Origin of the sequence: uncultured Citricoccus sp., assembly GCF_937871995.1 — a bacterium.
GTDB lineage: Bacteria > Actinomycetota > Actinomycetes > Actinomycetales > Micrococcaceae > Citricoccus.
The window spans coordinates 15,104-27,604 of sequence record NZ_CALMQR010000054.1 but is presented as its reverse complement, the minus strand read 5'-3'; the positions used below and the strand labels follow the sequence as shown (position 1 = coordinate 27,604).

The window sequence follows — 12,501 nt, the reverse complement described above, 5'->3', positions numbered from 1 at the left end:
TGTGGGCCTCCGGCTACGGTGCGGCCACCCGTAGCACCGCCGCCCCCGTGACACGGTCCCCGGCCAGGTCGGCCAGTGCCCGGTCGGCCTGCTCCAGTGGGTAGGTCACGGTGGTGGGCCGCAGCGGGATGCGGGCGGCCAGGCGCAGGAACTCCTCACCGTCCTGACGGGTGTTGGCGGTGACGCTGCGGACCTGCCGCTCCTGGAACAGGTCCGAGGCATAGTGGAGCGCCGGGATGTCGCTGAGGTGGATGCCGGCCAGGGCGAGTGTCCCCCCGCGGTCCAGGGCACGCAGTGCCGACGGCACCAGGTCACCGGCCGGGGCGAAGATGATCGAGGCGTCCAGGGGCACCGGCGGTGTCTCCCCGGACTCACCCACGAAGTCGACGCCGATCTCACGCGCCAGCTGCCGGCCCTTCTCCCCACGGGTCATGACGTACACCTCGGCCCCCTGGTGCAGCGCCACCTGGGCGGCCAGGTGCGCCGAGGCCCCGAAGCCGTAGATCCCCAGCCGCCCGCCCGGTGGCAGGTCCGCCCGTCGCAGCGAGCGGTAGCCGATGATCCCCGCGCACAGCAGCGGGGCGGCCGCCTCGTCCGCGAAGGCGTCCGGGAGGTCGTAGGCATAGGCCTCGGGGACCACGGCCAGCTCGGCGTACCCGCCGTCGTCGTCCCACCCGGTGAAGCGCGGGGTGAGGCACAGGTTCTCGGCACCGCGGCGGCAGAACCGGCAGTGGCCACAGGTGTGCCGCAGCCAGGCGATTCCCACCCGGGCGCCGACGGCGAACCGCTCACACCCGGGACCCAGTGCGGTGACCTCACCGACGATCTCGTGACCGGGCACCACCTCGGGCCGGTGCAGGGGCAGGTCCCCCTCGACCACGTGCAGGTCGGTGCGGCACACCCCGCACGCCAGGACCCGGACGAGCACCTCGCCCGGGCCCGGCTCGGGGTCCGGGCGCTCACCGAGGCGCAGCGGTTCCCCGGTCACCGGCCCCTGCGCGGCCACCCACCAGGCGCGCATCGTGAGTTCCCCGGACCGGACCGGTCAGGCCAGCGAGGCCTTCAGGGTGATGTTCTTGACGGCCGCGAGCGCCTGGGACACGGGGCACTGGTCCTTGGCCTCGCCGGCGATCCGCTCGAAGTCCGCTGCCGAGATCCCCTCGACCTGGCCGTTGACCGCCAGCGCGATGCCCGTGATGCCCTCCCCGGCCACGAAGGTGACCTCGGCGGTGGTGTCCAGCTGGGTCGGGGCGGTGCCGTTGTCCTTGAGCATGTTGGCGAACTGCATGCTGAAGCAGGTGGCGTGGGCGGAGGCGATGAGCTCCTCCGGGGTCGTGGTGCCGCCGGACTCCTCGCCGCGGGACTTCCAGGCGACGTCGAAGGTGCCGACGTTCGAGGTCTCGAGCGTGGTGGTGCCGGAGCCGGTGAACAGGTCACCCTTCCACTGCGTGCTGGCGGTGTTGACGATGGGACGCGGCATGATTCCTCCTGATGGTCGATGCTGGGGTCGTGGCCTGCGGGACCCCTGGTCGCCACCGTAACGAGAACCGGCCGCGGATGTCAGGGGGTGCTGGCCGCCGCCCGGTGGGCGGTCGGCCGCCCACCCTGTGTTCACCCCTTGTCCGTCCGGCCTCGGCGGACGAGAGTGGAACCACGAGGGACGGCCCCACCGGCTGCCGTGGACCCGCGACGAGGAGGACCGGATGACCAATGACCAGAGCCGCACCGAGGACCTGAGCGAGGACGCCTGCTGGGCGCGGTTGCGCACCGGGGAGGTGGCGCGCCTGGCCGTCATCGTGGAGGACCACCCGGAGATCTTCCCCATCAACTACGTGGTGGACCACGGATCCCTCGTCTTCCGCACCGCCGAGGGCACCAAGGTCCATGCCGCACTGTCCACCTCGCGGGTGGCCGTGGAGGTCGACGGCGTGGACGCCCCGGAGGAGGGCGCCGGGGCGCCGGCCGCCCACGCGTGGAGCGTCGTCCTGAAGGGCACTGCGGAGCAGATCACTGCAACGGACGAGCTCATGGACACCACCGAGCTGCCGTTGACCCCGTGGCAGACGGGGGCCAAGGGCAAGTTCGTGCGGATCAGGCCCACCCAGGTCACGGGGCGCAGGTTCGCGGTGACCTCGCCGGAGGAATGGCGCACCTCGGTCTCGGGCGCGCCCCACGCCTCGGACGAATGACCCCGTCGGGCCGGTCCAGTGCTGCGGCCAGCGCTGGATCCCGGCAGGGCCCGACGGCGGTGGGCCGGGCAGGTGCCGGCCGGGCCGACGTCGTGGGCCGGCTCCTGTACGACTTCAACACCGAGTTCGACTCCCCGACCCCCCGCGCCGGGGAGTTCGCGGCGCGCTTCGCGCGACTGCTGACGCGCGACGACGTCCTCGTGCTGCTGGCCGGAGATCCGGCGGAACCGACCGGCTTCGCCTACCTCACCCTTCGTCCGTCCCCGTACTTCGACGGGCCGCTGATGCAGCTCGAGGAGCTCTACGTGGTCCCGGCGTTGCGCGCCCGGGGCATCGGCACCGCCCTGATCCGGGATATCCTGCGCCGTGCCCGGGAGCTGGGCTGCGGCGAGATCCACATCGGCGTGGACGAGATCGACGTGGCCGCCCGCCGCTTCTACGAACGGCACGGGTTCTCGAACCGCGAGCCTGGTGAGGACTACCGGATGCTGTTCTACGTCCGGGCACTCTGACGCGCTGCGTCCGGGGTGAGAGGACGCGTCCGTGCGGGTCCCACGGCTGCGCAGTCCTCTCGATCCGGACAGACGGAGGGTGCCCCGTCGGGTCCTGGTCCCGACGGCGGTTCAGGCGAGCACCACGATCTTCCCGGCCGCGTGCCCGGTCTCGACGGCGGCGACGGCCCGCTCCGCCTCCACCAGCCGGAATCGGCCGGTCACCACGGGGGCGAACCACCCGGCCGCCACCAGCGCGGCGACCTCCGTGAACACGGCGGTCGTGCGCCGCCGGGTCACCCCGGACCCGCCCAGCGCCTCGGCGCCGGGGACATCGGCGATGCTGCGCAGGGCGTCGGGCCGGTGCAGCAGGGGCGCGGCCTCGGCCAGGGCCTGCCCGCCGACCGCGTCGATCACGGCGTCCACCCCCTCGGGGGCGAGGTCGCGGACCCGGCCGGTCCAGCCGGGTCCCTTGGCCACGTGCACCGCCCCGAGCCCGGTCACCACGTCCCGCTTGGACTCCGAGGCCACCCCGAGCACGCGCAGGTCCCGGTCCCGGGCGAGGCCGCAGACGCACGTGCCCACCCCGCCGCCGGCCCCCAGCATCAGCACGGTGGCCCCGGCCGGGAGGCTGAGCTCGTCCAGGGCGTCGTATGCGGTCCCCGCGGCCACGGGGATGCAGCAGGCCTGCTCCTCGGTCACGCCGTCGGGGATGCGGGCCGTCCCCGACGCGTCCAGCAGGACGTGACTGGCCAGCGCCCCGGTGCCGGCCGCCGTCGCACCGAAGACCCGCTCTCCGGGAGCGAACCCGGTGACGTCCGGACCGGTTCCGAGCACCACCCCGGCGGCCTCGCGGCCGAGCGCCATGGGGAAGCGCACCGGGATCCGGCCGGTACGCAGGCCGTTGCGGACCTTGATGTCCGCCGGGTTCACCCCCGCCGCCGTCATCCGCACCAGGACCTGGCCGGGACCGGGTGTGGGGTCCTCCTGCTCGAGGTGTTCCATGACCTCCGGGCCGCCGTACCGCTGGAAACCGAACATGCGCATGGGAGCAGTCAAGCATCCCGCGGTGACCAGCACTTGTGCTCGGTCACGGGGCGCGGCCCAGAATGGTCCGAGTCAACCGGCCGTCCCGTCGTGGACCGGTCGCGCCGAGGAGGACCGATGACCGAGCAGCCCGCCACCGAGGAGCACCTGTCCGAGGACGCCTGCTGGGAGCGCCTGCGCCAGGCGCCCGTGGGACGGCTGGGGGTGTGGGTCCAGGACCATCCGGAGGTCTTCCCCGTGACGTTCACGGTGGACGGCCGGACGATCCTGTTCCGCAGTGGGCCGGGGACGAAACTGGACGCCGTGCTGTCCGGGACGCCGGTGGCCTTCGAGGCGGACGCGCTGGAGGCCACCACCTCCATCGTCTGGAGCGTGATGGTCCGGGGCAGGGCCGAGCAGATCACCCGGTCCGTGGAGCTGATGGAGACCGGGGACCTGCCGTTGAGGCCCTGGCACCCGGGTGACAAGACGGCCCTCGTCCGGATCACCCCGGCGGAGGTCACCGGACGGCGGTTTCCCATCGCCGATCCGGAGTGGTGGCGGTCCGTCGCCGCCGACATCCGCCGGCCGGCCGAGGACTGAGCGCCGGCGGGGTCACCGGCCCGAGGGACCGCCGCTCAGTATCCGGCCAGCAGGTTCTTCGCGCCGACGATCGCCAGGCCCAGTGCCGTGATGCTGACCACGATGACGACCGTGCGCAGTCGGCCCGCGTCGTAGGTCCGGGCCACGATCGCCGCGGCGACGACGATGTACCCGAGCAGGGCGATGGTGACGGCGCCCGTCTCGCGCTCCGAGAACACCAGGTCGACGACGGTGACCAGCACCCCCACCTTCAGTCCGCCACCCAGGCCGGCGGCCGTGATCCGCAGGTCCTGGCGGCGGCTGTTCCCCACGTCCGTGGCGAACTGGGCCAGACTGAACGCGAACCAGTGCACGAGCAGCAGCCCGACGAGGATCCCCCAGAGCGCGGGCAGGGGACTGTCCGCACCCTCCCCGAGGTCGACGAGGGTGCCCAGCGAGGCCAGCAGGCTGATGGCGATGTACAGGCCCACGGCCATCGACTCACGCAGCAGGTGGGCCTTCTCGTGCTCGCTGATCTCCTCAGCCGGCGAAGGATGCTGGTCGGCGACCATGGGCCGAGTCTATTCAGCGGGGGGATCCCCCGGAATCCCTGACGATCCGGCGGAGCCGCCGGCCGGGTGAGCGCGGACGGCACCGCGTGCGGGTCACGGACGGGCGATCGACAGGGTCCGGACTCCCCCGCTGCTAGCGTCGGGCCATGAGAGAGCCCCGATCCTCCCGCGCGGTCTGGACCGCGCTCGGGCTCGCGGCCGGGCCGGCGTCGGCGTTCGCGTTCGCCCGGTTCGCCTACGCGGTGCTGCTTCCGCCCATGCGGGCCGACCTGGACTGGTCGTACGCGACGGCGGCCCTGCTCAACACGACCAACGCCGCCGGGTACCTGCTCGGGGCGGTCCTGGCCGCCCGGGTGGGCCGGGTGCTCGGGACGCGCCGCGCCTTCCTGGCCAGCATGCTGGTCACCGCCGCGGCCCTGGGGGCGTCCGCGCTGAGCTCCCTGCTGCCGGTCCTGCTCGTGCTGCGGCTGGCCGCCGGGATCTCCGGGGCGGTGACCTTCATCCTCGGGGCGGCGCTGACGGCGGCCCTGGCCTCCCAGCTCGACGGGCCACGGACCGCGCGGCGTTCGGCCCTGTTGATGGGGATCTACGTGTCCGGTGGCGGCATGGGCGTGGTCGTGACCGGTTTGCTGCTGCCGGCCGCCCTGTCCTGGTTTCCCCCGGAAGCTGGCTGGCGCGTGGGCTGGGCCGCGCTGGGCATCGCGGGCGTGGCGGCCTGGATGATCGCCGTGCCGGCCGCGCGCCGGGCCCCGTCGCCACCCCCGCGCCGGACCGGGGCGCGCGCCCCGGTCCGCACCCTGCTTCCCCTGCTGGCCGGGTACACCCTGTTCGGCGCCGGGTACATCGCCTACATGACCTTCATCGTGGCCCTGCTGCGCGGCCAGGGCGCCGGGGACGCGGAGGTGGCCGTGTTCTGGATCGTGCTGGGCCTGGCCGCGATGATCGGCGGGTTCGCGTGGTCCCCCGTGGTCGGCGCGCTCTCCGGAGGCCGAGCCCCGGCGCTGCTCATGGTCGTCGTCGCCCTCGGAGCGGGACTGCCCCTGCTGGCGGACCACCCGGTGTTCTCGCTGGGATCGGCCGTGTTGTTCGGGGGGACGTTCCTGGCGCTCGTCGGCGCGGTCACGCACGCCGCCCAGCGGGTCCTGGACCCGTCTCAGGTCACCGACGGGATCGGCACCCTGACGACCGGTTTCGCGATCGGCCAGTCGATCGGCCCGGTGCTGTCCGGGGTGGCCTCGGACTCGGCCGACGGCGTGCAGGCCGGGCTGGCCCTGTCCGTGGTGATCCTGCTGGCCGGAGCCGTGGTCTTCCTCGGCCAGCGCCCGCAGGCGGCCCATCCCGGGACCTGAGGGCCGGCGTGGGCGCCGAGGGCAGGTCAGCCCCTGACAAGCACGCCGGCCGCTGGGGTGCGGCTCAGCCGCGGCACCACAGGTTCAGGGACGCCGCCAGCCGTCGCCCTCGAGGTGTGATCCGGCCATCGGCCCCATGGTGAGCATGCCGCCGTCGACGGCCCAGGACGCACCGTTGACGTACCCGGCGTCCGGGCCGCACAGGAAGGCCACGACGGCGGCGACCTCCCGGGCGTCCCCCGGCCGGGCGACGGGGATCCCGGGACGGTGCTTGCCCTCGAGGACGGACTCGTCCTCCTGCCCGGTCATCGGGGTGGCGATCTCCCCGGGCGCCACCGCGTTGACGGTGATGCCGTGCTCGGCCAGTTCGAGGGCGGCGACCTTGACCAGCAGCCCCAGGCCACCCTTGGCCGCGCAGTACGGTCCGGCCCCCACCCGCGGGGCGTGCTCGTGGACGGAGGTGATGGCCACGATCCGTCCGCCCGCACCGGCGGACACCATGTGGCGTGCGGCCGCCTGCAGGCAGCAGAACGCGCCGTCCAGGTCCACCGAGATCACGTGCCGCCAGTCCGGGTAGTCCATGTCCAGCAGCCGGGTGGCGGTGCCCGTCCCCGAGCACATCACGAGGGTGTCGACGCCACCCATCTCCTCGGCCAGCCCGTCGACGACCCTGGTGCCCTGCGTCGGGTCGGCCAGGTCGAGCCGGCGCACGTGGGCGGTGCCGCCGGCGGCACTCACCTCGGTCGCGGTGGCCTCCGCGCCCTCGCGGTCCTCGTGCCACGTGATGCCGATGTGACGTCCCGGGGCGGCCAGTGCCACCGCCGTGGCCTTCCCGATGCCGGAATCGGCCCCCGTGATGATGATCCTGCGGGGATGTACGGCGGACTCAGTCATGGTTCCTCCTGGTACGGGTCGGTGCGGTCCGGCGAGGTTATCCCAGCTGGTGCCGGAACGGCACGGTGAAGTCGAAGGCCCCCGGGCCGTAGACGGCCCGGTACCGCTCGATCCAGTCCGGCAGCAGCCACACCCGGTGCAGGAACTGCACGTGCTGCGGCTGCCGCTTCATCGCCCAGGTGGCGAACACCAGTTCGGCGAGGTCGGACTCGATCAGGTAGGTGCACTGGCCGGCCGGCGTCATCCCCAGCATCCCCAGTCGTCCCGGTTCGACCATGTGGCACTCCAGGATGCTGCCCCAGTCCCACCAGAGCAGGCTGGTCGGGGTCCTCAGGTAGAACCCGAACTGGTTGACACAGAGCATCCCGCCCTCGAGATGGTGCCAGGACGGCTGCACCGCCCGGGCGGCGGCAGCCCGCCGTCGGGCGTTCCCCACGGCCCGGCCGAGCGCTGCCCCGGCGGTGATCGCCAGGCCCCCGCGGCCGGTGGCGAGGAAGAAGCCACCGTCATGGGCGTAGGACCCGTCCCCGCGCGCCTCCAGCGCATACACCGAGAACGGGGCGACGGCCACGATGCGGTTCTCCGGGTACGTCCCACCGACCGCGAAGTCCACGGGCACCGGGAGGATCTGGTCGAACTCGCCGTGGACGTGGGCATGGATGACCTGTGCCGTCCGCAGCAGCATCCGGTCCCGCTGCGACCACCCCGCTCCTGCGCCGTCGACCCCCATGTCAGCCACCCTAGGGGGCCGAAGGGGCACGCGTCGACGTTGTCCACAGGACCCCTGGCCTTCCCGGAGCGGGAGCCCCGGCCGCCTGCCGGCGGCTCAGCCCCTCGCGGCGTAGGCGACCAGTGCGCCGGCGAGCCCGACGTTCTTGAGGAACTGGATCCGCTGCGGCACTCGCCGGGCCGTCTCGGTCTCCTTCCAGAACGGGTGCCCGACCATCGTGGTGGCGAGCATCGACAGGCTCAGGCCGCCGGCCGCGGCCCGGGGCAGCACGCCGAGCGCCAGCGCCGTGCCCCCGGCGGCCATGGCCACGCCGTTCGCGCGCACGGCGAGCTCCGGTTCGGGGATCCCGGCCTGCTCGACGAGCGCCACCCGGCCACCCGGTTCCTTGGCGGCCTCGTAACCGAGCCAGACGAACGGTGCGGCGAGAGCGGCGCGGCCGAGGAACTGAACGGCATTCATGGGAACTTCCTTCTCTGGACGGCAGGGATGCGGGCCGGTGCCCGGACGGCACGGCCTCCAGCCACGGTAGCCCGACCGGCGTGTCCTGGCGCGACACCGCGAGGGGACCGGACACGATCACCCCTACGATCGGGGATGTGACCTCCCAGAGACGCCGCGTCGCGATCGCCTGCCAGGGCGGTGGCAGCCACACCGCCTTCACCGCCGGGGCCCTGTCCCGGTTCCTGCAGCCCGATGTCCTGGCCGAGCACCAGGTCGTCGGCCTCAGCGGTACCTCGGGAGGTGCCATCTGCGCGGCGATCGCCTGGTCGTCGCTGCTGCACCGCCGGCCCGGGGATGCCGAGCACCTGCTCCGGCGGTTCTGGACGGCGAACAGCGCGTCGAGCTGGCCGGACCAGGTCGTCAACGCGATGGTCCTGTGGGGCCAGCGGTTGTCCGAGACGGTGGCCGTCCCGGTCGTCAGCCCGTATCTCCACGCGGGCGCCGTGTGGAGCTCCGACCTCCTGCGGCGGCTGATCGACCAGACCGTGGACCTGGGGGCCGATCAGGAACTGGCCGCCGCCTCGATCAGTGACCCGATGCTCCTGGTCGGTGCCGTCGACGTCCTCAAGGGCGTGTTCCGGACCTTCGACAGCCGCGACGGCGAGATCTCGACGGACGCCATCCTGGCCTCGGCCGCCATCCCCACGATCTTCCGCTCCGTCCGCCTCGGCCGGAGCGTGTACTGGGACGGCCTGTTCTCCCAGAACCCCCCGGTCCACAAGCTGCTGGACTCCGAACCGGACGAGATCTGGGTGATCCAGGTCAACCCCTCGCAGGTCGAGGACGAGCCCACGACCGTGGGGGAGATCGCGACCCGCCGCAACGAGCTGTCCGGCAACCTCTCCCTGTACCAGGAACTCGGCTTCATCGAACAGGTCGACAAATGGCTGGCCGACGGCACCATCCGTTCTCATCGGGTCCGGCACATCACGGTGCGCATCCTGGAGATGCGGCGCACGGACGCCACTCGCGCCTGGGGCCATGCCAGCAAGCTCAACCGGGATCCCGCGTTCATCGACGAGCTGATGGAACTGGGTCGGCACCAGGCACAGGACCAGGTGGACGCCATGGCCCTGGAGCGCGCGTGGGGCGACGAGGACCGCGAACCGGGCTCGCTCATGGGCCGGTTCCGGCCCGGCGCGGTGGTCTCGAGCACCCACCCGCTGGCACCCCTGGAGGCGACGGCGGACCCCGAACGGATCCGGGGGTTCCTGGACGAGTTCGGCCTGCGGGTCGAGACGAGCCGCGCCCGGGTCTGCGAGGACGGTGCCCGCTGGACCGTGCACTCGGTCTCGGACCGCAGGATCAGCGCCCGCGTCCGGGCCTTCTTCGACGAGGGCCGCATCGCCCGGATGACCGTCTCCGAGGACTGATCCCCCGGGGTGGTCCGCCCGACCGGCCGGTGATGTCCCTCAGGCCGAGGGCCCCGGCGGACCCCACGGCCAGAGCAGCCACCCTCCGGCCAGGAGGCAGCACGCGCAGAGGAGCCAGAAGAGTCCGGTCCACAGCGCCGCCGGGACCCCGGTCAGCCGGGCCAGCTGGTCGACGTCGCTGTCCGGACCGCGCCCGGCGCCGGCCGCCCGGCCCAGGCCCCGGCGCCGGGCCCGGCGTCGCTGGCGCTGGAGTTCCACGACGGCCCGGGGCGCGCAGAGCAACAGCGACCACGCCACCACCTGTGCGACCGCGGAGAGGACGAGGGGCGAGGCCGCCCAGGACAGCGCGGCGACGGCCACCCCCGTGACGAGCACGACCCACAGCCCGTAGAGGTTGCGCACCAGCAGCAGCATCAGCGCGCAGAGCAGGACGAAGGACCAGAGCCAGGCGGCGGCGTAGCCGGCGCCCGCGAGCCACGCACCCGCGAGCCCGACGACGGCCGGGGCCGGGTACCCGGCGGCCAGCATCAGCACCATCCCGGGACCACGGGGACGGCCCCGGGACAGGGTCACCCCGGAGGTGTCCGAGTGCAGGCGGATGCCGCTGAGCCGGCGCCCCGAGAGCACCGCCACCGCGGCGTGCCCGGCCTCGTGCGTGAGCGTGGCCAGGTGGCGGACCGCCCGGTAGCCCGCCGGACTCCAGGCGAGCAGGAGGGCGAGGCCGGCCATGGCCAGGGCCAGCGGCCAGTCCAGGTCCGGCTGGGTGCTGGTCACGCGCTCCCAGAGCCCGGTCAGCACGTGGGTGCCGGCGCCCTCCGCGAGGGACCGGGGAGGCGGACCATCAGAAGCCCCCGGCGTCGGGTGCCATGTTCGAGAACCGCGAGTAGTGGCCCTGGAAGCCGACCACGATGGTCTTCGTCGGACCGTTACGGTGCTTGGCGACGATCAGGTCGGCCTCGCCGGCGCGCGGGGACTCCTTGTCGTAGATGTCCTCGCGGTGCAGCAGGATGACCATGTCGGCGTCCTGCTCGATGGAACCGGACTCACGCAGGTCGGAGACCTGGGGCTTCTTGTCCGTGCGCTGCTCGGAGCCACGGTTCAGCTGGGACAGGGCGATGACCGGGACCTGTAGCTCCTTGGCCAGCAGCTTGAGGGCACGGGAGAACTCGGCGACCTCCTGCTGGCGGGACTCGACCTTCTTGCCGGAACTCATCAGCTGCAGGTAGTCCAGCACCACGAGCTTGAGGTCGTGCTTCTGCTTCAGCCGCCGGCACTTGGCACGGATCTCCATCATGGACATGTTCGGCGAGTCGTCGATGAAGAACGGCGAGTCGTTCAGCCGCCCGACGGTGGCGGCGATCTTGGACCACTGCTCGTCCCGGATGGTCCCCTTGCGCAGGTCCTGCAGGGCGATCGTGGCCTCCGCGGACAGCAGGCGCATGGCGATCTCGTTCTTGCCCATCTCGAGGGAGAAGAACACGGTGGTCATGTTGTGCTTGATGGCCGCCGAGCGGGCGAAGTCCAGCGCGATCGTGGACTTGCCGACGGCGGGGCGCGCGGCGATGACGATCATCTGCCCGCCGTGCAGGCCCTGGGTCAGCTCGTCGAACTCATAGAAGCCGGTGGGCACACCGGTCATCCCCTCGCCCTGGGACCCGGCGGCCTCGATCTCGTCCACGGTGTGCTCGAGGATCCCGGACAGGGGGACGTAGTCCTCGGACTGCCGGGTCTCGGCGACCTTGTAGACCTCGGCCTGGGCCTCGTTGACGATCTCCTCGACCTCACCGTCCTGCTGGTAGCCCATCTGGACGATCTTGGTGCCCGCCTGGACGAGGCGGCGCAGGACGCCCTTCTCGCGCACGATCTCGGCGTAGAAGCCCGCGTTCGCCGCGGTGGGCACGGACTGGACGAGTTCGTGCAGCACGGCCGGGCCGCCGACGCGGGCCAGCTCCTGGCGCTTGTTGAGCAGGTCCGCGACCGTGACGGCGTCGGCGGGCTCACCGCGTCCGTACAGGTCGATGATCGCCTCGTAGATCATCTCGTGCGCCGGCTTGTAGAAGTCGTTGCCGCGCAGCAACTCCACGACGTCCGCGATCGCGTCCTTGGAGAGCATCATGCCCCCGAGCACCGACTGTTCGGCGACGAGGTCCTGCGGGGGAAGGAGGTTGGCCCGCGAGGAGCCGGTGCCGTCGGTGGAATCGAAATGCTCGAATGCCAAGTAGTTGATTCCCTTCCCTATGACCGGACGGCCCGGTAACTCCCCGCGGTGCGGTGTCCCTAGGAGCCCGTCGCATCGGGACCCCGATGCGACGGACTCCCCAGGCGATGCCAGCCGGATGTGCGCCATGAATCCTAGCCAATACCCGGCTCGTCCCGTGGGGGTACCACGTGAGACTACTCGCCTGCGGAACCCCGCTCAAGCACAATGTCCACAGCTTCTGTGGATAACGTGTGGATTCACCGGTTTGTGGTGTGCACAGAGTGGGGAAAACTCTGGGGATGCGCCCCCACCCTCGTCCACAACCCTTGTTTGACAAGGGCGTTTTCTTTTCCAGGCCTGTGGATAGAAAGGAATTTCGCTGGGGATTACTGCTGGGGAACTAGCATCCCGGTCCCTGGGAACGCAACTTCGCCCGCCAGTTCTTCACAGTTATCCACAGGCTATCCACATGTTTTGTAATTGCCGTTGTAGCCGACCACGCGCTCCCGGCGCACCTCCTGGACGCCCGTGGTTCACCGGGGTGTCACGTTCGTCACCCTCTCACCGGGCGGGTGATCCCGGGCACCGATCCCC

14 protein-coding genes are annotated in these 12,501 nt (G+C 72.1%); 5 read left to right on the top strand and 9 right to left on the bottom strand.

The window, feature by feature from the left end; all coding sequences use genetic code 11:
- Positions 1-13 precede the first annotated feature (13 nt).
- Positions 14-1,021: a zinc-dependent alcohol dehydrogenase family protein gene (locus Q0283_RS04880; protein ID WP_183530268.1), complete on the bottom strand. Its 1,008-nt coding sequence runs from the start codon at positions 1,019-1,021 to the stop codon at positions 14-16.
- Between the two features lie 24 nt (positions 1,022-1,045).
- Entirely contained in the window at positions 1,046-1,480 is a 435-nt protein-coding gene (locus Q0283_RS04875) for an OsmC family peroxiredoxin (RefSeq protein WP_183530270.1), read from the bottom strand.
- 223 nt (positions 1,481-1,703) lie between these two features.
- Between Q0283_RS04875 and Q0283_RS04870 the strand changes: the two genes are divergently transcribed.
- On the top strand, positions 1,704-2,189 hold the full coding sequence (locus Q0283_RS04870) for a pyridoxamine 5'-phosphate oxidase family protein (protein ID WP_183530272.1): 486 nt from the start codon (positions 1,704-1,706) through the stop codon (positions 2,187-2,189).
- A 59-nt stretch (positions 2,190-2,248) separates the two neighbouring features.
- Positions 2,249-2,701, top strand: coding sequence for a GNAT family N-acetyltransferase (locus tag Q0283_RS04865; RefSeq protein ID WP_298043404.1), 453 nt, complete (start codon positions 2,249-2,251; stop codon positions 2,699-2,701).
- Between the two features lie 111 nt (positions 2,702-2,812).
- Here the strand turns inward: Q0283_RS04865 and Q0283_RS04860 are convergent, their stop codons facing one another.
- Complete coding sequence (locus Q0283_RS04860) at positions 2,813-3,727, bottom strand: NADP-dependent oxidoreductase (protein WP_183530276.1); 915 nt, start codon at positions 3,725-3,727, stop codon at positions 2,813-2,815.
- A 117-nt stretch (positions 3,728-3,844) separates the two neighbouring features.
- On the opposite strand from Q0283_RS04860, the gene Q0283_RS04855 reads away from it, so the two are divergent.
- Complete coding sequence (locus Q0283_RS04855) at positions 3,845-4,309, top strand: pyridoxamine 5'-phosphate oxidase family protein (protein ID WP_183530278.1); 465 nt, start codon at positions 3,845-3,847, stop codon at positions 4,307-4,309.
- Between the two features lie 35 nt (positions 4,310-4,344).
- Here the strand turns inward: Q0283_RS04855 and Q0283_RS04850 are convergent, their stop codons facing one another.
- Positions 4,345-4,860 carry a hypothetical protein gene (locus tag Q0283_RS04850; protein WP_183530280.1) on the bottom strand — a complete coding sequence of 172 codons (516 nt, stop codon included), beginning with the start codon at positions 4,858-4,860 and terminating at the stop codon, positions 4,345-4,347.
- A gap of 146 nt (positions 4,861-5,006) precedes the next feature.
- On the opposite strand from Q0283_RS04850, the gene Q0283_RS04845 reads away from it, so the two are divergent.
- On the top strand, positions 5,007-6,209 hold the full coding sequence (locus tag Q0283_RS04845) for a YbfB/YjiJ family MFS transporter (RefSeq protein ID WP_183530282.1): 1,203 nt from the start codon (positions 5,007-5,009) through the stop codon (positions 6,207-6,209).
- A gap of 84 nt (positions 6,210-6,293) precedes the next feature.
- Here the strand turns inward: Q0283_RS04845 and Q0283_RS04840 are convergent, their stop codons facing one another.
- The 3 genes from Q0283_RS04840 to Q0283_RS04830 all read right to left on the bottom strand — a co-directional run bounded on the left by Q0283_RS04840 (position 6,294) and on the right by Q0283_RS04830 (position 8,292).
- The gene (locus Q0283_RS04840; RefSeq protein ID WP_183530284.1) at positions 6,294-7,103 is read right to left on the bottom strand and encodes an SDR family oxidoreductase; all 810 of its coding nucleotides are present in this window, start codon (positions 7,101-7,103) and stop codon (positions 6,294-6,296) included.
- A gap of 37 nt (positions 7,104-7,140) precedes the next feature.
- Positions 7,141-7,833 (bottom strand): hypothetical protein, encoded by a 693-nt coding sequence (locus Q0283_RS04835; RefSeq protein WP_183530286.1) that lies wholly within the window; start codon positions 7,831-7,833, stop codon positions 7,141-7,143.
- 96 nt (positions 7,834-7,929) lie between these two features.
- Positions 7,930-8,292: a DoxX family protein gene (locus Q0283_RS04830; RefSeq protein ID WP_183530288.1), complete on the bottom strand. Its 363-nt coding sequence runs from the start codon at positions 8,290-8,292 to the stop codon at positions 7,930-7,932.
- 137 nt (positions 8,293-8,429) lie between these two features.
- Here Q0283_RS04830 and Q0283_RS04825 point away from each other — a divergent pair, with 137 nt between their 5' ends.
- On the top strand, positions 8,430-9,707 hold the full coding sequence (locus tag Q0283_RS04825) for a patatin-like phospholipase family protein (RefSeq protein ID WP_221243888.1): 1,278 nt from the start codon (positions 8,430-8,432) through the stop codon (positions 9,705-9,707).
- A gap of 39 nt (positions 9,708-9,746) precedes the next feature.
- Here the strand turns inward: Q0283_RS04825 and Q0283_RS04820 are convergent, their stop codons facing one another.
- Both Q0283_RS04820 and dnaB read right to left on the bottom strand, forming a co-directional pair.
- Entirely contained in the window at positions 9,747-10,481 is a 735-nt protein-coding gene (locus Q0283_RS04820) for a M50 family metallopeptidase (RefSeq protein WP_298043398.1), read from the bottom strand.
- 67 nt (positions 10,482-10,548) lie between these two features.
- Positions 10,549-11,925, bottom strand: coding sequence for a replicative DNA helicase (dnaB, locus tag Q0283_RS04815; RefSeq protein ID WP_010144865.1), 1,377 nt, complete (start codon positions 11,923-11,925; stop codon positions 10,549-10,551).
- Positions 11,926-12,501 lie beyond the last annotated feature (576 nt).

Excerpts from the sequence above, each read along its gene's own strand:
- Q0283_RS04880 (WP_183530268.1), bottom strand. The coding sequence starts at position 1,021 with ATGCGCGCCTGGTGGGTGGCCGCGCAGGGGCCGGTGACCGGGGAACCG.
- Q0283_RS04875 (WP_183530270.1), bottom strand. The coding sequence starts at position 1,480 with ATGCCGCGTCCCATCGTCAACACCGCCAGCACGCAGTGGAAGGGTGAC.
- Q0283_RS04870 (WP_183530272.1), top strand. The coding sequence starts at position 1,704 with ATGACCAATGACCAGAGCCGCACCGAGGACCTGAGCGAGGACGCCTGC.
- Q0283_RS04860 (WP_183530276.1), bottom strand. The coding sequence starts at position 3,727 with ATGCGCATGTTCGGTTTCCAGCGGTACGGCGGCCCGGAGGTCATGGAA.
- Q0283_RS04855 (WP_183530278.1), top strand. The coding sequence starts at position 3,845 with ATGACCGAGCAGCCCGCCACCGAGGAGCACCTGTCCGAGGACGCCTGC.
- Q0283_RS04850 (WP_183530280.1), bottom strand. The coding sequence starts at position 4,860 with ATGGTCGCCGACCAGCATCCTTCGCCGGCTGAGGAGATCAGCGAGCAC.
- Q0283_RS04845 (WP_183530282.1), top strand. The coding sequence starts at position 5,007 with ATGAGAGAGCCCCGATCCTCCCGCGCGGTCTGGACCGCGCTCGGGCTC.
- Q0283_RS04840 (WP_183530284.1), bottom strand. The coding sequence starts at position 7,103 with ATGACTGAGTCCGCCGTACATCCCCGCAGGATCATCATCACGGGGGCC.
- Q0283_RS04835 (WP_183530286.1), bottom strand. The coding sequence starts at position 7,833 with ATGGGGGTCGACGGCGCAGGAGCGGGGTGGTCGCAGCGGGACCGGATG.
- Q0283_RS04830 (WP_183530288.1), bottom strand. The coding sequence starts at position 8,292 with ATGAATGCCGTTCAGTTCCTCGGCCGCGCCGCTCTCGCCGCACCGTTC.